The sequence below is a fragment of the Zobellia sp. OII3 genome, assembly GCF_002211465.1.
In the GTDB taxonomy this organism is placed as follows: domain Bacteria; phylum Bacteroidota; class Bacteroidia; order Flavobacteriales; family Flavobacteriaceae; genus Zobellia; species Zobellia galactanivorans.
Map to the genome: position 1 here is coordinate 80,851 of NZ_MWRZ01000006.1, position 19,788 is coordinate 100,638.

Here is a 19,788-nt window from a genome sequence, read left to right on the forward strand (position 1 = left end):
TTTTAGAAATACTTGTTGCATCTAATTCATTGATAATGAAGAATATATTGTTGTTTGTCGTATTCCTTAGCGTGGCAGCCGCTAGCTGGGCCCAAGAAATTGCGCTTACCGGTATGGTTAAGGATAGTTTGGGTACCGGTGTCGATATGGCCAATGTTATCGCTATTAATACCGAGACCAAGGGCTTGGAGTCTTACGGTATTACCAATCATGCGGGACTGTATAAGTTGAAGCTGAAATCGGGACATCAATATACCGTAAAAGTTAGTTATCTTGGGTTTAAAACGGAGTCGTTTACGTTTACTGCCAGTGAGGTCGATGCGGTAAAAGACATCGTCATGCACGAACAGGCCAATCAATTGGATGAGGTTGAGGTAACCTATGAAATGCCCGTATCGGTCAAAGGCGATACTATTGTATATGATACCGACTCCTTTGTTTCGGGAACCGAGAAGAAGCTAAAAGATGTGCTTGAAAACCTTCCTGGGATCGAGATCAACGATGATGGGCAGATAGAGGTAGAGGGGAAGACCGTAAGCAAGGTGATGGTAGAAGGGAAGGATTTTTTTGATGGAGACTCTAAATTGGCCGTTGAGAATATTCCGGCAAATGCCCTTAGTAAGGTTGAGGTACTGCGGAATTTTAACGAGGTGTCGCAAATGAAGGGACTTACCAATGACGATGATAACGTGGCCTTGAACATAAGGTTGAAAGAGGGTAAAAAGAACTTTTGGTTTGGCGAACTAACCGCAGGCTACGGGCCTGATGATAGGTATTTGGCCCACCCGAAGTTGTTCTATTATAGTCCTAAATACAGCATCAATATTATTACCGACCTGAATAACTTGGGGGAAGTTCCGTTTACACGAAACGACTATAGGAATTTTACCGGGGGCTTTAGGAACATAAATGCAAGGGGAGGCAGTTCAATTGCCACAGGTGCCGATGGGCTCGGTCTTTCTACGGCCCAAAACAATAGGGCCAACGATATAGATACCAAGTTTGCCGCAGCCAATTTTAGCTATTCCCCAACGGAGAGTTTAGATTTGAGCGGTTTCGGAATTTACTCGTATACGGGGACCTTGATGAAGTCACAACGAAATACGGCCTATATAGCCAGTAACGATGTAGAAAATGCGACCACCAATACAGATCAGACCGTACATCTAGGTTTGGCAAAATTCAGTGCCCGATATAAACCCAATGCCGATTTTCAGTTCGATTACGATGCCCTTTTGAAACAATCGGACGATAATGAAAAGGTAGATGTGCTTTCGGTATCCGATATAACCGATGAAATTTCAGAGGTAAAAAAACAAAAGCCTTTAGCCGTAAACCAAAACCTCAATCTCTATTATACGCTGAACGAAAAGAATATTTTTGCCGTAGAGGCACAACATATGTACCAAGACGAGGACCCCTTTTACGAGGCTATCCGAAATGAATTTGCCTACGTTGATATATTCCCGGTAGATGAAGGGCAAGAGGGGTACAATATAAATCAGGTCAAAAATGTGGTGACGAATAAAGTAGATGCCAAGGTTGATTATTACTATGTACTCGGCACCAAAAGCAATCTGAATTTAACCTTGGGAACCACGCAAAGCCACCAGAATTTTAACTCGGGAATCTTTCAGATTTTAGATAATGAGGAAAGCTTCGATATGAGCGGAGAGGCGTTTGGGAACGATGTTACCTTTAATGTTTCCGATCTGTATTTAGGATTTCATTATAAGGTTATTTCGGGAATTTTCACCTTTAATCCAGGGGTGACCTTGCATCAGTTCAATGTGAAAAATGAGCAATTGAACACCGTGGTGGAAGACAATCTTACTTCATTATTGCCCGATGTGTATATCAATGCACAGTTGAAGAAGTCGGAAAATATCCGGTTTAACTACCGCGTTACCCGATCCTTTACCGATGTGAGCAAATTTGCACAAGGCTATGTGCTCAATAACTACAACTCGCTTTACAGTGGTAATAGGGATTTGGAGAGTGCCCTTAACCATAACCTTTCGCTAAATTTCTTTAGCTTCAATATGTTCAATTTCACCAATATTTTCGCGAACATAGCCTATACAAAGCGAATAGACGCCCTAAAGAGTAGTGCCGATATTATCGGGATAAACAGGGTGAGTACTACGATCAATTCCAATTTTGAAGACGAGTCATTGTCCGCCAGCGGCAATTATGAGCGTACCTTCGGGAAGATAAAAGCTTCGGTAAGGGGTAATGTGGCGTGGTCGACTACCTATAACTTGGTGAGCAATGAGCAACGCATGTCGAATGCTTTTACCCAGAACTATAGGGGAGCCTTATCTACCAATTTTAAGAATGCCCCCAATTTGGAAGTAGGGTACAGGTATACCGTAAACAATTATGAAAACGGTGATTTGGAGACTACTTATTTTACGAGCAGGCCCTATGCCCGTTTCGATGCCACTTTTTTAAAGAACTTTATCTTTAACGTAGACTATGATTACTACAATTATACGGATAAGGAAAATACCATCGAAAACCAATATAGTTTTTTAGAGGCCAACTTGACTTATCAGAAAAGGGATAGCCGATGGGAATATGGTATTAAAGGTACCAACCTATTAAATACCACTACGCTGAACAGAGACAGTACCAATGACCTGTTCTTTACGACACAGGCCTATTTCGTGCAACCGCGTTACTTGCTTTTCTCCATAAAATACGATCTGTAATTTGCTCGAATAGCATGTCGTGAAAACCCCAATATGCAACTTAGGGAAATAATTAACCCGATAATAATATTTTGAACTGAACATTTTTTATACTTTTGCGTCCTAATTAAATTAAAGAGGAGGGATTTGACTGATTGCAACCTCTGTTTTAAACCTGAGTAGGGTGATAAAAACAAAAAAAATGCTAAAGCAGTTGATGTAGATTCGATTCACATCATCTTCTTCCGGCATTCCTTTCAGATCCTTTTACGAAAAAATAAAAGTTTGTTATGCCGTATTTATTTACTTCCGAATCCGTTAGTGAAGGACACCCTGATAAAGTTGCCGATCAAATAAGCGATGCCTTGTTAGATCACTTTTTGGCCTTTGACCCAGAGAGCAAGGTTGCTTGTGAAACTTTGGTTACCACAGGTCAGGTCGTATTGGCCGGAGAGGTTAAGAGCGATACATATCTAGACGTGCAGACCATTGCTAGGGATGTGATCAATTCCATCGGTTACACCAAGGGCGAATACCAGTTTAGTGGAGATTCTTGTGGGGTCATTTCATTGATCCATGAGCAATCGCAAGACATTAGTCAGGGGGTAGACCGTGGTCAAAAAGAGCAACAAGGAGCGGGAGACCAAGGTATGATGTTCGGCTATGCGACTAAAGAAACCGAAAATTACATGCCATTGGCCTTGGATATATCGCATAAGATCCTCCAAAACTTGGCGGAGTTGCGTAGGGAAGGTAAGATCATAGATTATCTTAGACCAGATGCCAAGTCGCAGGTAACCATAGAATATTCCGACGACAATGTGCCCCAGCGAATCGATACCATTGTAATATCTACGCAGCACGACGCTTTTGATATCGACGATGCCAAAATGTTGGACAAGATCAAAAAAGACCTTGTGGAGATTTTGATACCTAGGGTTATAGAGCAATTGCCCGAAGCGATTCAGAATTTGTTCGACGATAAGATCAAATACCATATCAACCCTACCGGCAAATTCGTTATCGGTGGGCCACATGGTGATACGGGACTTACGGGAAGGAAAATAATTGTTGATACCTATGGGGGTAAAGGTGCCCACGGTGGAGGGGCTTTTAGTGGAAAAGACCCAAGTAAGGTAGACCGAAGTGCCGCGTATGCCGCACGCCATATCGCCAAGAATTTAGTGGCGGCCGGAGTGGCCGATGAAATTTTGGTGCAGGTGAGTTATGCCATTGGTGTAGTTGAGCCTACTTCCATTTATATCGATACATACGGAACGTCTAATGTTGACCTTAGCGATGGTGAGATTGCCAACAAGACAAAAGACTTGTTCGACATGCGTCCGTTTGCCATTGAAGAACGACTAAAGTTGCGTAACCCCATTTATTTGGAAACGGCAGCTTACGGACATATGGGCAAAACGCCTAAAACGATCAAAAAGGTTTTTGAATCGCCCTACAACGGTCGTATCGAAAAAGAAGTCGAATTGTTTACCTGGGAGAAGTTAGACCGGGTAGATGAGGTAAAAAAGGCGTTTAATTTATAAATTTTTCAAAAATGTTGGTGAATTTAAATTCACCGACCATATATTTGTATTTCCAAAAGTTCAAACACGTATTGATCAGTTATCAAGAAAGGTGGAGGGAATAGACCCTTTGAAACCTTAGCAACCCTTTGTTTCTTATACAGAGAAGGTGCTACATTCTATCCTGAAATAATTATTAGGACAGATAACGAAATAGATTACTCATCCTAATCTTTTACTTTCTTATAACTTTTTTGATATTATACCTAACTACAAGGCCGTAGTCTATGGTTGGGCTTTTAATTATTTTAAATAACAATTAAAAATCTAGAATTATGAGTGATCTTAAACTTGCAACCAATGCACTACATGCTGGGCACGATCCGGCGCAAACCGCTGGAACACGTGCAGTCCCTATCTACCAGACGTCATCCTACGTTTTTAACGATACCGACCATGCTGCCAATCTTTTTTCTTTGGCCGAACTCGGTTTTATCTATACTCGTCTGAACAACCCTACCAATCAAATTTTACAAGAGCGATTGGCGGCCGTTGAAGGCGGTATTGGCGCTGTAGTTTTTGCTTCAGGGGCTTCCGCGATTTCTACCGGATTAATGACGCTTTTAAAGGCAGGAGATCATATTGTAGCTTCTAGTAGTCTGTATGGGGGAACTTTCAATTTGTTGAACGTTACCTTGCCAAGGATGGGAATCACTACTACTTTCGTAGATGCCTCCGATCCTGAAAATTTTGGTAAGGCGGTGCAAGACAATACAAGGGCTTTCTTTGTAGAATCTTTGGGCAACCCTAAACTAGACGTGCTTGACTTAAAAGCAATCTCAAAACAGGCCAAGGCGGCTCAGGTTCCTTTTATAGTAGATAATACAGTAGCTTCACCGGCCCTTTTGAACCCTATTGAGCATGGGGCCAACTTGGTGATTCATTCCTTAACTAAATATATCGGTGGTCAAGGTACTTCTTTAGGTGGTGCTATAATCGATGCGGGAACGTTTGATTGGACCAACGGAAAATTTCCTGAGTTTACCGAGCCTTCTGCGGGCTACCATGGTTTAGTGTATAGCGAAGCCCTAGGTGCGGCGGCCTTTACCTTTAAATTGATTTTGGAAGGATTGCGCGATTTTGGAGGGGCTTTGAGTCCGTTTAACGCATTCCAGATCATACAAGGCTTGGAGACTTTGAACGTGCGTATCAAACAGCACAGTGCCAATGCTTTGGAATTGGCGACCTGGTTGGAAGGAAGGGACGAAGTGGCATGGGTAAATTACCCAGGTCTTAAGAGTAGTAAATACTACGATCTTGCCCAAGAATATTTGCCTAAAGGACAAAGTGGTTTGGTGACTTTCGGAATAAAAGGTGGTTTTGAGGCCGCTAAAAAAGTGACCGATGCTACCAAGATTTTCTCCCTATTGGCCAATATTGGCGATACAAAATCATTGATCATCCACCCTGCCAGTACAACGCACCAGCAGTTGAACGCCGAGCAGCAGGAAGCCGCCGGTGTGGGTCAAGATTTGATTCGTTTGTCAGTGGGTCTAGAGGATATTGAAGATTTGAAAGCCGATTTGGCAAACGCATTCGCAGCGCTTTAACCGATACTATTTTTAGAAATTAATAAGACCTGGCCGGCACAACGCCGGTGAGGTCTAATATATGCCGTATGCTTCACCATTTGAAATTATCGAACTATACTACGATCAGTGGGGTAACTCAAGATATTGAGCTTTCCTATCAGTTGTTCGGGAAAGAATTGCACACTGCGCCCATAGTGCAGGTCAACCATGCCTTGACCGGTAACTCCAATGTTACGGGTGATGATGGCTGGTGGTCCGCCCTTATTGGCGAAGGCAAGTGTATCGATACCAATAAGTACACCATTCTGTCCTTTAATATTCCTGGTAACGGATACGATAAATTCGTTATCGATAATTATAAGGATTTCGTGGCAGGCGATATCGCAAGAATCTTCTTGTTGGGCCTCCAAAAACTTGAGATCAACAAATTGTTCGCCCTTATCGGCGGCTCTTTGGGAGGAGGTATAGCCTGGGAAATGGCAGCGCTTAACCCGAAGATCATGGAGCATCTGATTCCTGTTGCATCGGACTGGAAATCTACGGATTGGTTGATCGGTAATTGCCAGATACAAGAACAGTTTTTGGTCAATAGCAAAAAGCCCGTTCACGATGCGCGTATGCACGCCATGTTGTGTTATCGTACACCCGAGTCTTTCAAAGAGCGTTTTAAACGGAGTACCAATGAGGAACTTCAGGTTTTTAACGTGGAAAGTTGGTTGATGCATCACGGGGAAAAGTTACAGGAACGATTTCAACTTTCGGCCTATAAGCTCATGAACCAGTTGCTCAAGACCATAGATGTCATGAGGAACGGGGAGCAGAATTTTATCGACCTTCAGAACAGCGATGTGAATATCCATATTATCGGGGTTGATTCCGATTTGTTCTTTACGGCCAAGGAAAACAAGGAGACCTTTAAACGCTTGGCACAGGCCAATGGTAACGTTACTTACGGTGAGGTGCACTCCCTCCACGGTCACGATGCCTTTTTGATAGAATTTGAGCAGATGGAACAATTGCTGGAGCCGGTTTTCAGTAGAAATGGAAAGTCAAAACATATCAAGGTTTTGAAATTTGGAGGAAAATCACTGGCCAATGGCGAGGGATTGGAACGTGTTTTGGGTATTGTTTCGAAAAAAGTAGAAGAAGGTGAAAATATTGCCGTGGTACTTTCTGCCCGTGAAAAGGCCACCGACCAACTGGAAGCTATATTGGAAAAGGCCGCAAGGGGCGAAAATTACTATGAAGATTTTGAGGCTTTTGAAAAGTACCAAAAGAGTGTCTTTAAGAATGTCAACCTTTCGGCCGAGTTTAAAGATTTGGCAAAATTACTCGAAGGGGTTTCGCTTTTGGGCGATTACAGCTTAAAGATAAAAGACCAGTTATTGGCCTTCGGGGAGCTTATTTCTGCAAAATTGGTGACCAAACTGCTTATAGGAAAAGGGATAAATGCGGTAATGCTCGATTCTAGGGAATTGATAAAAACCGATTCTAATTTTGGGGATGCCACGGTCAACGAAACGCTTTCAAAAGAAAACGTTTTACGCCGTTTTGCCAAGTTAGATGCCGATGCGGTACCGATTATTACAGGTTTTATCGCTTCTGATGAAAATGGGGAAACTACCACTTTGGGTCGTAATGGCAGTAATTATTCGGCGGCCCTATTCGCTAATTTCCTGAATGCGGAGGAGCTTCAAAACTTTACGCATGTAGACGGAATATATACGGCTAATCCCGATTTGGTATCCGATGCCAAGCGCATTTCGCACCTTTCCTATGGAGAGGCGAACGAACTGGCAAATTTCGGGGCGACCATTTTGCATGCCAAGACCATTATTCCGTTAATAGAAAAAAATATACCCCTTCGTATTTTAAATACCTTCAATAACGACAATGAGGGAACCTTGATCAGTGCCAAGACCAAAGAGGGGGGTATTAAGTCCTTGTCGGTTATTGAAAACGTATCCTTGATCAATGTAGAGGGTAGGGGACTCCTAGGGAAAGTTGGGGTCGATGCACGTATTTTCAGTGCGCTTCAGAAAAGTAATATTAGTGTAAGTATCATCTCCCAAGGCTCTTCGGAGCGAGGCATTGGCCTGGTCGTAAATGCCGACCGGGCCCTAGAGGCCAAGAGGGCTTTGGACAGGGAATTCGAAAGCGATTACCAGTCGAAGGACATTAATATGATTACCGTACTCGATGAGGTCTCGGTCATTTCTATCGTAGGTCAAGATTTGAGTACCTTCCATAGACCGTACAATGCCTTGATAAAGAACCAGATTGCCCCATTGCTATTTAATAATACGGTATCGGGCAGGAATGTAAGTTTGGTACTTAGAAAATCGGACCTGAACAAGGCCTTGAACGTAATGCACGGACAGATTTTCGGAATCAGTAAAAAAGTCAATTTGGTGATTTTTGGACATGGAAATGTGGGCGGAACGCTTATTGACCAAATTTTGAAATCTACCAAGACCATTCAAAAGCGAAAGGGGATAGACCTCAACGTTTTTGCTGTGGCCAATTCGAGGAAAATCCTATTGGATAAAAAGGGTATTCCTAAAAATTGGAAAACGGCCATAGAAGAAAAGGGTACTCCATATAAGGTAGGCGATGTTATCGCATATGCCAAGGAAAACCATCTAGAGAACCTCATTTTGGTCGATAATACGGCTAATAGCGATTTTGTAGCCCATTACTTTGAGTTTGTAGAGAATGGTTTCGATATTGTGTCGTCCAATAAAATAGCCAATACGCTCGGTTTCGATTACTACCAGTTGTTGCGCGATGAGTTGGATAAGCACCAGAAACAATATTTGTACGAAACCAATGTGGGGGCAGGCCTTCCTTTGATAGATACCATACGTTTGTTACACCTTTCGGGTGAAAACATTACCGGTATCAAAGGGGTGTTCTCAGGTTCCTTGAGTTATATCTTCAATACCTTTTCAGAGAGCGAGGAACCCTTTTCCAATATTTTAAGGACGGCAATGAAAAGTGGCTTTACCGAGCCGGATCCCCGCGAAGACCTATCGGGTAACGATGTGGGCCGAAAATTGTTGATCCTTGCCAGGGAACTCGATCTGCGCAACGAGTTTTCCGATGTAAACATTGAAAACTTGATTCCCGAGGAGTTGAGGGATGGCGATGTACAGCATTTCTTGGACCATCTCGATTTGGTAGATGCCAAGTTCAACGAAATTAAAAAGAACCAAAAGCCCGGCCATGTACTGCGGTATGTGGGCGATTTGCACGGTAACCTTCAGGAAGAGAAGGGTATTTTGGACGTCAAACTCATATCGGTGCCCAAAGAAAGTGCCTTGGGACAGGTAAAAGGATCCGATTCCATTATAGAGATCTATACCGAGTCATATGGCGAAAATCCATTAGTGATTCAAGGGGCGGGTGCAGGTGCAGCCGTTACGGCAAGGGGTGTTTTTGGCGATATTTTACGAATAGCAGAAAAAGGATATAAATAATAGAGAAAGTCCGCTTTCAGCAAATTATATGCATATGGAAAATAAATTTGAAACGAACGCTATCAGAACGCAATTGGAACGCACTAAAAATTTGGAGCATTCGGTGCCGATGTACATGACTTCGAGTTTTGTATTTGAAGATGCGGAAGATATGCGCGCTTCGTTTGCCGAAGAGAAAGAACGTAATGTTTATTCGCGCTATTCCAATCCGAATACCTCTGAGTTTATAGAGAAGGTATGTCAGATGGAAGGAGCTGAAAACGGATTTGCTTTTGCTTCGGGTATGGCAGCGGTATTCTCTACTTTGGCGGCCCTTTTGGATAGTGGTGACCATGTATTGTCGGCGCGGAGTATTTTTGGGTCGACGCATTCGTTGTTCACGAATTTTTTTCCTAAATGGAATATTGATCACAGCTATTTTAAGATTGATGATTTAGATGGGATAGAGGCTTTGATTACGCCAAAGACCAAAATTATCTATGCGGAATCACCGACCAATCCTGGGGTAGACATCCTCGACTTGGAAGCTTTAGGAAAGATTGCCAAAAAGCATAATCTGATTTTGGTGATCGACAATTGTTTTGCTTCGCCCTATTTACAACAACCGATCAAGTTCGGGGCCGATTTGGTCATCCACTCCGGAACGAAATTAATGGACGGACAAGGTCGTGTATTGGCCGGCGTTACCGTAGGAAAGAAGGAATTGATCGATAAGGTCTACCGCTTTTCAAGAATTACAGGTCCGGCCCTATCTCCCTTCAATGCCTGGGTACTTTCCAAAAGTTTGGAAACCTTGGCCGTAAGGGTGGATCGCCATTGTGAAAATGCACTGAAATTAGCCGAGTTTTTAGAAGGCAACGAAAAGGTCAATTGGGTAAAATATCCGTTTTTAAAGTCGCATCCCAAATATGAAATAGCCAAGAAGCAGATGAAAGCCGGTGGCTGTGTCGTAGCTTTTGAGGTAAAAGGCGGATTGGAAGCCGGCCAGAAGTTTTTCGACTCTATAAAAATGCTATCGCTTTCGGCCAATTTGGGCGATGCACGTAGTATTGTAACACATCCGGCGTCAACAACTCATAGCAAACTCTCGGTAGAAGAGCGTGCAGAAACGGGCGTTACGGACGGAATGGTACGCGTATCGGTGGGGCTTGAGCATATAGACGACATTATCGCCGATATTTCGCAGGCACTGGCCTAAGGACGAATAAGATTTCTGTAAATAAAAAAAACCAAAGCTTTTGACTTTGGTTTTTTTATGCCTTGGAATTGGGTTTATTTGGTTTTGAACTCAAAGACCGGCGATTGGGAACTGGAACCATTTTCGTCGGTAGTGACTACCCTCCAATAGTAAACGGTGGCAGGATTGAGCGCAATGTCATCTATTTCTGAATCCGAGGTGCTTGCATGTAAGGTGGTCGGTGGATTGTCGGTACCTAGGTATATATCGTAGGAAGCGATATCGTTGTCAACATCACTCCCTTTCCAACTTAGGGTTAGGGGTTGGCTCACACTGGCCCCCATGGTCGGGGCTACGGCCTCCGCTGGAAAGGGGGCATAATTTTCATTTCCTTCGCCGGCATTGTAAAACTTCCAGGTTTCGCTAGTTGCGGTCGTGGCCGTTTCGTCAGATTTTGAAATAATGTTCCAAGAATAGGGCGTATTTCTCAAAATGGTCAGGGCAAGCGAATTGGTCGAAGTATCGTTTTCGCTCGTTTCGTTGGTTTCTAAGTTTTTTAGCACCAAGGTATAGCTGTCCGTATGGTCCGAAGCCTTCCATTTAAAAGTTACTTTGCTTTGGGTGGCGGAGATGATGTCGCCTTGGTTACATTCTTCATCTTTCTTCGGAAAAACCAAAACCGAGGCTTCGGGCGGTAGGCTTTCTTGGGGCGTAGGGTCTTTAGCTCCGTCATCGCTACTGCTACAACTGCAAAAGGCGATAAGAAGAAGGAATAGGCTTGATCGAATATAGGTATTGGGTCTCATTGTTTGACAATTTTGGCTTGGGATTTGATATTTGTAGCTGTGATGTTCAGGAAATAAATGCCCGAACTTAGATTGGAGGTGTCTAGGGTCGTAATCTGGTTCACGACCGATTCGGTTTTGCTTAGAATGACCTTGCCCGTTGCCGAAATCAGTTCAAGGGTGACCAAGGAATCAAGCTTGTGGGAGAAGGCAACGTTCAGTTGGTCTTTTACCTTGTTCGGAAACACGGTGACGCCGTCAAAAACACTGATGATTTCGCTATACTCGCCCTGGCAAAGCTTATCTGCCTTAACGGAAAGTTTGTTCTGGCCTTTCGATAGGTCAAGTGTAATTTCATCTTCGGTAGTATGGGTAACCACCCCGTTTAGGTCAATGCTATAGTTGGTGGCCCCTTTCAAGCTTAAGGTAAGTTGATTTGTGCTATTGTCGACCTTTGATGTTACGGATAGGTCTTCGGGCTCGTCTATCGATATAACAAAGCATTGCTCGAAGTTGGCATCGGAGGGCGTGCTAATGCACAGGGTGTAGTCACCGGCGCCCAACTGCCCGAACAAGGCATCTGAAGTAAAATCCTTTTCTGCTCCGGTCTCCTTTATTTTTCCCTTAAACTGAAGTGAGCTATCTTTTGAATGTATGGAAATCGTTCCATCATTACTGCTGCTGCATGATTCATCGGTTCCCTTCACCTTAAAATTATCGGCGGCAAGACTGAATATTTTACAGCCCTTGGTGTTTACGGTACTTCCTAAGGGAGTTTCGGGGCATTCGTCATCGGCATTGGCTACGCCGTCATTGTCGTCATCATTAGGGTCGAAGGCGATACAGTCTTCCCCGGGCAATCCGTAACAGCCTAGGCCTGCAGCCCCATAAAGCGGCTGCCAGGTAATACCTGCGATCCATTGCTCACCTCCGTTTTCGTAGGCCCCGACATCGGGGTGGTCGCCCGTAAAGCCGTCGGTTATACCCGGAATACCCTTCCCTTGGTCAATGGGTGAAGCTCCGCTCTTTAGTTTGAAATCGCCATTGGCGGCGTTTACGAACACTTCGGAAGTGACGGTTAAATTATTCTGTTTGTCCGACTGCGGCTCCCAATTGGTATCGCTTCCTAGATTGTTCCAAACCCGAACGTTAGAGAAGGCCGTTCCATCTTTATGCCATGCTCCCATTACTGCGGAACCGTTCCAAAGGGTATTGTTGAAAATATCGATATCCGTTCCGTTCCAATTGATCTGTACGCTGGTCCATTCGGTATTCCAGACTACATTATGGTGGACGACAAAGCCCGCTGCATTGTTGTCTAGGTAAATTCCGGCAGCTTTGTATTTTGTGCCGCCGGAAGCGGTATCGTGAAACCAGTTATGGTGGATTTCCGTTGTGTATTGTGCTCCTACCGTATAGAAAAGGGCGCAATCATCGGCGATCAAGTTGCTTCGGGAGATATCGTTATAGGAAAACTCGTTGTCGGAGCCATTGTACTGTACGGCGTCCCGTCCTCCCCTGAATACCGTATTGTTCTTTACTAAACTGTTCTTTATGCCCCTGATTACCAATGGGCCATCGTAGGAACCTAGAAAGTTACAGTCATGTATATAGTTGTCTATAATTTGTTGGTTGTTTCCCCTTACCACCAATCCGGCCCCTGCGTTAAATGCGATTTCGCATTTTTCAACTCTATTGTTCGAGCCTTGTACATGTACATTGGCATTGTTGGTACGTGAGCTATCGGTAATCCCTTGGGTATGGTTGCCGTAAAGGGAAGTTACGCCATAGAGGAGGTTGTTCGTGGTTTTGCTATTGGCATTGGAGGCCCACCAAGTGGAGCTGTCCTCCATATTGATGCTGCCGCCGAATACGGCCAAATTCCGTATTTCGATGTATTTTTTGTCTTTTAGGTTGATGGTTTCCAGACGGCGTCTCATCTTCACCTTGCCATCGACCGGGGCTTTGCCTCCGGGAAGCTGAACGTATAGGGTGCTTGTACTTTCATCGAAGTACCATTCATTTTGATAGTCTAGGGCGTCTTTGACCCCTTCGAGATAAAAATCGCCCAAATCAGCCGGGGCATGAAAGGTTCGCACCCAAGTCTCGTTGTTCGTGGTGGTGTGATTAAAATTGACCCTACCGGCAGAGCTGCCCGTAATTTTTCTTTTCCAGGCGAGCCAACCGCTACCGCCCTTATCACCATAGAACCAAAGTGCGCCACCGGTCCAGTCAATACCCGGAATTGTGGATTCTGTCAAATAGGCCCCATTGATGACATCGCCACTGCTTCCTCCGGTATTTCGGATAGTTCCCAAGGCAAAGGGGTCGTCGTCCGTTTTATTTGGCCATCGGGCCAGGTCCAATGCGGTAGCATCGTTCATGATAAAATTTTCTTGGCCTAGGGAAGGGAAGGAAATGGTGGTTTTGTAAATAGGGCCACTGTCTTGCGTCCAACCGGATAAGGCATCCATGGCCGAAATAATGACTTTTTCCCCGGGATACGATTGAAAGACAATGGGCTGACCAGGGCTTCCGGAATTCGCAGGGGTCAATGTCTCCTCGTAGGTGCCGGCCCTGATATATACGATGTCGCCTGCAACCGCTTCGCTCGCTGCTTTTGAAATGGTCAAGTACGGGCTCTCCAAAGTGCCCGGGTTGGTGTCGTCGCCGTTTTTGGCTACGTAGATGTCTCTGGCAAAAGAGCTTATACCTATTAGGAATAAGAATAAAAAGGAGAAACGATAATTCTGTTTTATGGACATATGTAATAGATTTAGGTAGGTTCAACCCATGGGTGTGTTACCAAATCTAAATGAAAGGGGGGTTGCTTCAAATAGTAAATGATCAAAACGATACAACAAATGATTTTTTATGAAGGCGGTAGCTTATTTGTCAAGTTTTTGATCAGTTGGCATTGCTGGGATTTTTAGTTTTTTGGAGCCAAAATCTTGAAAATCATGGTTTGTTGAAGGTGGGGAGGCTTATGGGAAGAGCTATTGTGTGTAAACAAAAATGCTTCCCGTTAGGAAGCATTTTTGTTTTGAGTCAGCTATAATTTTCTATTTGGTCATGGCGTCGGTAACGGTTTTACTGTCGACAATCTGTTCGAACCTAATGATTTTACTATCCTTTAAAGTCCATACGTGTGCCACTCGTGCTTCAAAGCCTTTGCCTGTTTTTTTATAAACCCCGGTATAGTTTCCAATGGCGATGACCGTATTTCCCTCGGCAACATATTGTTTTGGGCTAAACTGGTAGTGAATCCATTCAGAACCTAATCTAGAGAATACATTTTTGGTGATATCTTCCAAGCCTATATAGGTGCCTGCATAGGGAAAGCCTTTGGCTTCCGTCCATTGAATGTCTTCTGCTACATACTTGGCCAGGTTCTTTCCGTTTTCTTCAGAGGTTTTGCCCTCGTAGGTACTTTTAACTATGTCTAGATTCGTCATGTTATTTTTGTTAAATGGGCAACTTGACAATGCCATAAGGATCGTCAAGTAACCCATTCTTACTGATTTTACCATTTCATTTCGCCTGTGTTCACCTTGGCGCCGATTTGAAGAGCAGTTTCAAAAGTGGCGTTGGGGTATTGCTTTTTCATTGTATGGATCAAGTCCTCTGAAGTAGTGTTGGTTTTTAAGGCCTCTTCATAGAAGGCGATGTAGTTTTTAGTGTGGGCCACAGAGGTCAAATTCAGTTGGGTATCTTTATTTCCGTGAGCGGGAATAACCACTTTCGGGTTTAAGCTTTCAATTTTGTCTAGAATGGAAACCCATTCTTTTCTAGTTGCCTTGGTTTGGGCATCGGCCATCCATACATGAAAATTATCCGAGAAAATATTGATGCCACCGACGACGGCCTCGCTTGAAGGGATATAGATGAAAGTTCTTTTAGGGAAGTCCTCCAAACCTATAATTTCAAGCTTTTCCCCTTCCAGTTCCAATGCATTTTCCTGAAGTACCTGTGGTAAAATAATATTGGTGGTAATGATGTTCCCTAATCGCGACCCCCAAACCTCTAGTTTCTTTTGGGCAGTGGCCTTGATGTGTTCTACGGTTGCCGGAGTGGCATATACGGTAACTTCTGGAAAATAGGTTTTAAAAACTTGCAATCCGAAGTAAAAATCGGGGTCACCATGCGATACATAAATGGTTTTTAGATTTTTACCTGATGCTTTGATTTCCTGTGCCACTGCTTCGGCATCTGCCAAGGTGAATTGGGCATCGATCAGAATGGCATCTTGCTTTCCCGAGACCAAAATCGAGGCCACGCCAAAGCTGTTTTCGGAGGCATTATAGACCTGTAAGTCAAAATTGCCGGTTTTGATGGTTCTTGGGTTCTGGGCTTGTACTTCCATATGAAATAAAATTATTGTTGTTAATACTAGTGTGGAAAAAATGGTTTTCATTTTACTTGTTTTAATTTGAGGGAACAAAGGTGCATACCAAGGCCACTCAAAACATTGAACTAGTTCAATAAATGAAGTACAAGGATTATTTTGAAGCGGTCTTGCTTCTGATCTTACTTAAAAATTCGTGGGAGATCCCTAGGTAGGAAGCCAGTTGGAGATTGGTGAGCTTTTGGGCGATTTGGGGGTATTTTTCAATAAAATTGAGATAGCGGGCATCTGCGGTCTGGCTCAGGTTGCTGATCATTCTTCTTTGCAAGGCGACCAAGGTCTTTTGGGTCATCACCCTGAACAGTTGTTCTATCTGGGGTATTTCGGTATAAAGGCGCGCTTTGTCTTGGTGGTCTACGAGAAGTACCTCACTGTCTTCTAAGGCCTGTATGGTTAAAAAAGAAGGCTTTTGGTTGGTGAAACTGTCAATGTCGGTTATCCACCAGTCTTTAATGGCAAAATAAAGCACGTGTTCTTTACCTTGCTCATCTAGGGTGAAAACCCGAAAACAGCCCTTTGTTACATAACCTTCGAACTTGCAGATGTCACCCTGCCGTAGGAGGTATTGTTTTTTTGCAATGGACTTAGGGTAAAAGGCTTCGCAAAAAGTATGGAGCTCCTCTTTGTTCAGTGCCGCATTTTTTAAAACGTTTTGCTGTAAGCGCTCTATCGACATTTTTAGTTCTAACTATACGTGTGGCCCCATATCTTTTACGGGGAAAGTCCTGTCAAAGATAAACATAAGGATTAAACCCGATTTCTTGAAAAGAAATATATAAAGGGAGGGGCTAATGTGTTCTTTATGTAGGTGATTATATTTTTTTGGAGGCTACAGTTTTGGGGTTGACCTTCCTTTTCCAATACATAATGTAAATAGTGCCAAGTACGGTAGGAAGCGTCCATGCCATGAGGTTTCCTATACTGAGACCCGCAATAATAAATGCCGTAATGGAAGCGATCAAAGCTCCGATCATTTTTCCGATATGGGACAGGAGCCATCCATTTTTGGTCTTCTGGGGATTTTTGTAAAACTGAAAATCCTTCAAGGTTAAGAGCAGTCCAAACCCTCCAAAGAATATATATAATACACCAGTAGTGACGGTATTCATAAGACTGTACATTCCGATACCCAGCATGATTATCGAAAATAAAAGCATACTTCCCGATATTGCTTTGTCTACTATATCGGCATTGCTTCTTGTTTTGAATTGCAATGCCCTATTGCCTACCAGTACAAGGTAGATGGTAAATAGCCCGATCAGTAGTAAAAATAGGTTTTCGTGGTTGGGCATCATGGCTATGGGTATAGATATGATTGAACTGCCGATCATGCCTATAGAGAATAGTTTTCCCAATTTCTGGTGTAGAGGGCTTCCTTTTTTGGCAATGGTGCTGCCTATTCCCGAAACTAGGCCTATCCCTCCTAGGAATGCGTGTAGGTAAATGAAGAAAGTGATGGTTTGTTCCATGGTATTTGTATTGGTTACGGGGGCAAAGGTTGGGTAATGCCTTGGTTTTCAAAAGAAGCTATTGCCGAACTGTAGTTATTGAGGGATGAATTGAAAAGAGTAACATTTTAGTTGGGGGTGTTCTTGGGGTGGGTATCGGACGTTTTTATAATCTTCAGGCAGGTCTATGGCACTATTTACTCGTCCCAATTTTTGTTATATTTACCCCATGCTCTCAAAAAAGACAAAATATGGCTTAAAGGCCCTGACTTACTTGGCTTCACAGAAAGACCAACAGCCGGTGCAGATCTCTGAAATTGCTCAGGCCGAGAATATTTCGCAAAAATTCTTGGAGAGCATCCTATTGTCTCTTCGTAAAAGTGGATTTTTGGGCTCGAAAAAGGGTAAGGGGGGAGGTTACTATCTAATCAAAGACCCCCATGAGGTGCTGATGACCGATGTAATGCGTATTCTTGAAGGTCCCATAGCCATGGTACCTTGTGTAAGCCTTAATTTTTATGAAAAGTGTACCGATTGCCCAGATGAGGCCAGTTGTTCGGTAAACAAGTTGATGCTGATGGTGCGTGATGCCAATCTTGAGGTGTACCGCAACCATACCTTGGCCGATTTAATAGCCTGATTTCCCGATCTTCTGGAAGAAGTGCTGAAAATTCTGCAATTTTATTTACGGTTTATTATAAATCTACTAAATCTATAGGGTAAACGTAAATTCTTTTAATTTGTGGCGTCTAACACAATAAAAATATACTATATTTGTTTACTCTATTAGATTGATAGGGTAATTAGATTAACGAGAAAATGATTGTAGATCAATTGATTTTAGATAAAGCAGCTCCCAAGAAAAAGTTTTCAGAAGATCAAAAATCTGAAAGACCTATCCGTAGTATCGCCAAGGCGGTAAGCTGGCGGGTAATCGGTACTTTAGATACCTTATTGGTTTCGTATTTGTTGACTGGTGAGGTGGCCATTGCGGCCTCTATCGCATCCATTGACTTTGTGACCAAGATGTTCTTGTACTTCTTTCACGAGCGTTTGTGGAATAAAATTAACTGGGGTAAATAATAAGCTATGGGTTTTTCAGAAGAACAGATAAAGAAGCTTAATGAGCAGTTTAAGGATGCCGATCCGGCCGTAATTATAGACTGGGCCATCAAAAATGCCGAGAATGCCGTAGTCACTACGAATTTTAGGCCTTATGAAGTGGCCATTTTGCATGCGGTTTCGAATGTAAAAGGCGATATACCTGTAATATGGTGCGATACGGGGTACAATACCCCTAACACCTATAAGCATGCAGAGGACTTGATCAAGCGTTTGGATTTGAACATCGACCTGTACGTGCCGAAGCAGACCAGTGCGCATCGCGATAGTGTAATGGGCATACCGCAAATTGATGACCCAAGGCATGCCGAGTTTACCGAGCAGGTGAAATTGGAGCCTTTTAAAAGGGCAATGGCGGCGCATAAGCCCGATGTTTGGTTTACCAACCTAAGAAAGGGGCAGACCGCGCTAAGGGATTCCTTGGATATTCTCAGTTTGAGCAAAGACGGAGTACTTAAGGTAAGTCCGTTCTATTATTGGAGCGATGCCCAACTCGATGCCTATTTGGAAGAAAGGCAATTGCCTAACGAACATAAATACTTTGATCCGACCAAGGTTCTTGAGAACCGTGAGTGTGGGTTGCATACCTAAACGACATTCCGCTTTAAGCGAAAAAAATAATCGAAGCACAGTAGCGAAAAATATATTCAAGAAATTATGAGCCAAGATACATCACACATAAACGCCTTAGAAAATGAGGCCATCTATATTCTTAGGGAAGTAGCGGCACAATTTGAGCGACCCGTACTTTTGTTTTCGGGAGGAAAAGACTCCATTACATTGGTACGTTTGGCGCAAAAGGCATTTTGGCCTGCCAAGATTCCCTTTCCTTTAATGCATATCGATACCGGGCATAACTTTCCTGAAACTATCGAGTTTAGGGATAGGTTGGTCGAAGAGCTGGGTCTGGAACTTATCGTTAGAAATGTTCAAGATTCTATCGACCAGGGTAAGGTGAAGGAAGAGTCGGGTCGGTACTCGAGTAGAAACTCCTTGCAGACCACTACTTTGTTGGATGCTATTGAGGAATTCAAGTTCGACGCCTGTATAGGGGGTGCCCGTAGGGACGAGGAAAAGGCAAGGGCCAAGGAGCGTATCTTTTCGGTGCGTGACGATTTTGGCCAGTGGGATGAGCGTAACCAACGCCCAGAGCTTTTTGATATGTTGAACGGTCAGATAGAATTGGGACAAAACGTACGTGTTTTTCCAATCTCAAACTGGACGGAACTTGATGTTTGGTCTTATATCAAAGAGGAAGAAATTGAAATACCTTCCATTTACTTTGCACACAAGCGTAAAGTATTCTTGCGTGACGGCTTGATCTGGTCACATTCCGATTATGTGTACCAAGAGGAAGACGAAGAGGTTTTAGAACGTATGGTGCGTTTCCGTACCGTGGGCGATATGAGCTGTACCGCGGCCGTTTTTTCCAATGCGACCGATATTGAGTCCGTTGTTGAGGAGATTCGCGATTCCAGTATTTCTGAAAGAGGGGCCCGTATAGACGATAAAAGGTCTGAAGCGGCAATGGAGAAGAGAAAACAACAGGGATACTTTTAGG

15 protein-coding genes and 1 riboswitch are annotated in these 19,788 nt (G+C 43.5%); of the genes, 9 read left to right on the forward strand and 6 right to left on the reverse strand.

From position 1 onward, the window contains the following. Window positions 1-35 precede the first annotated feature (35 nt). The 5 genes from B4Q04_RS15740 to B4Q04_RS15760 all read left to right on the forward strand — a co-directional run bounded on the left by B4Q04_RS15740 (window position 36) and on the right by B4Q04_RS15760 (window position 10,488). Window positions 36-2,714, forward strand: coding sequence for a carboxypeptidase-like regulatory domain-containing protein (locus B4Q04_RS15740; protein WP_088697395.1), 2,679 nt, complete (start codon window positions 36-38; stop codon window positions 2,712-2,714). 269 nt (window positions 2,715-2,983) lie between these two features. After that, complete coding sequence (gene metK, locus B4Q04_RS15745) at window positions 2,984-4,240, forward strand: methionine adenosyltransferase (protein WP_013992233.1); 1,257 nt, start codon at window positions 2,984-2,986, stop codon at window positions 4,238-4,240. A 76-nt stretch (window positions 4,241-4,316) separates the two neighbouring features. Further along, window positions 4,317-4,431: riboswitch (SAM riboswitch) on the forward strand. A 123-nt stretch (window positions 4,432-4,554) separates the two neighbouring features. Continuing rightward, the gene (locus B4Q04_RS15750; protein ID WP_013992232.1) at window positions 4,555-5,829 is read left to right on the forward strand and encodes an O-acetylhomoserine aminocarboxypropyltransferase/cysteine synthase family protein; all 1,275 of its coding nucleotides are present in this window, start codon (window positions 4,555-4,557) and stop codon (window positions 5,827-5,829) included. 68 nt (window positions 5,830-5,897) lie between these two features. Continuing rightward, window positions 5,898-9,290, forward strand: a complete 3,393-nt coding sequence (gene thrA / locus B4Q04_RS15755; protein WP_088697396.1) for a bifunctional aspartate kinase/homoserine dehydrogenase I — start codon at window positions 5,898-5,900, stop codon at window positions 9,288-9,290. 34 nt (window positions 9,291-9,324) lie between these two features. Continuing rightward, complete coding sequence (locus B4Q04_RS15760; protein WP_046287327.1) at window positions 9,325-10,488, forward strand: trans-sulfuration enzyme family protein; 1,164 nt, start codon at window positions 9,325-9,327, stop codon at window positions 10,486-10,488. Window positions 10,489-10,562: 74 nt separating this feature from the next. On the opposite strand, the gene B4Q04_RS15765 is transcribed toward B4Q04_RS15760, so the two are convergent. The 6 genes from B4Q04_RS15765 to B4Q04_RS15790 form a co-directional block, all read right to left on the reverse strand. Next, window positions 10,563-11,273, reverse strand: a complete 711-nt coding sequence (locus tag B4Q04_RS15765; protein ID WP_088697397.1) for a hypothetical protein — start codon at window positions 11,271-11,273, stop codon at window positions 10,563-10,565. Next, window positions 11,270-14,017 (reverse strand): right-handed parallel beta-helix repeat-containing protein, encoded by a 2,748-nt coding sequence (locus B4Q04_RS15770; RefSeq protein ID WP_088697398.1) that lies wholly within the window; start codon window positions 14,015-14,017, stop codon window positions 11,270-11,272. Before B4Q04_RS15770 ends, B4Q04_RS15765 begins: the two co-directional genes overlap by 4 nt. Window positions 14,018-14,314: 297 nt before the next feature. Further along, on the reverse strand, window positions 14,315-14,707 hold the full coding sequence (locus tag B4Q04_RS15775) for a nuclear transport factor 2 family protein (protein WP_088697399.1): 393 nt from the start codon (window positions 14,705-14,707) through the stop codon (window positions 14,315-14,317). Between the two features lie 68 nt (window positions 14,708-14,775). Continuing rightward, window positions 14,776-15,615, reverse strand: coding sequence for an MBL fold metallo-hydrolase (locus tag B4Q04_RS15780; protein WP_236631032.1), 840 nt, complete (start codon window positions 15,613-15,615; stop codon window positions 14,776-14,778). A 136-nt stretch (window positions 15,616-15,751) separates the two neighbouring features. After that, window positions 15,752-16,333 (reverse strand): Crp/Fnr family transcriptional regulator, encoded by a 582-nt coding sequence (locus B4Q04_RS15785; RefSeq protein WP_013992225.1) that lies wholly within the window; start codon window positions 16,331-16,333, stop codon window positions 15,752-15,754. Window positions 16,334-16,469: 136 nt separating this feature from the next. Next, complete coding sequence (locus B4Q04_RS15790; protein ID WP_088697401.1) at window positions 16,470-17,126, reverse strand: hypothetical protein; 657 nt, start codon at window positions 17,124-17,126, stop codon at window positions 16,470-16,472. Window positions 17,127-17,334: 208 nt separating this feature from the next. Between B4Q04_RS15790 and B4Q04_RS15795 the strand changes: the two genes are divergently transcribed. From B4Q04_RS15795 to cysD, 4 genes are all read left to right on the forward strand, one after another. Further along, the gene (locus B4Q04_RS15795; protein WP_013992223.1) at window positions 17,335-17,745 is read left to right on the forward strand and encodes an RrF2 family transcriptional regulator; all 411 of its coding nucleotides are present in this window, start codon (window positions 17,335-17,337) and stop codon (window positions 17,743-17,745) included. Between the two features lie 179 nt (window positions 17,746-17,924). Continuing rightward, entirely contained in the window at window positions 17,925-18,188 is a 264-nt protein-coding gene (locus B4Q04_RS15800) for a DUF2061 domain-containing protein (RefSeq protein ID WP_013992222.1), read from the forward strand. Window positions 18,189-18,194: 6 nt separating this feature from the next. Then, complete coding sequence (locus B4Q04_RS15805) at window positions 18,195-18,818, forward strand: phosphoadenosine phosphosulfate reductase family protein (protein ID WP_013992221.1); 624 nt, start codon at window positions 18,195-18,197, stop codon at window positions 18,816-18,818. Between the two features lie 54 nt (window positions 18,819-18,872). Next, a complete protein-coding gene (cysD, locus tag B4Q04_RS15810) occupies window positions 18,873-19,787 on the forward strand; it encodes a sulfate adenylyltransferase subunit CysD (RefSeq protein WP_316932907.1) in 915 nt (304 codons plus the stop codon). Window position 19,788 lies beyond the last annotated feature (1 nt).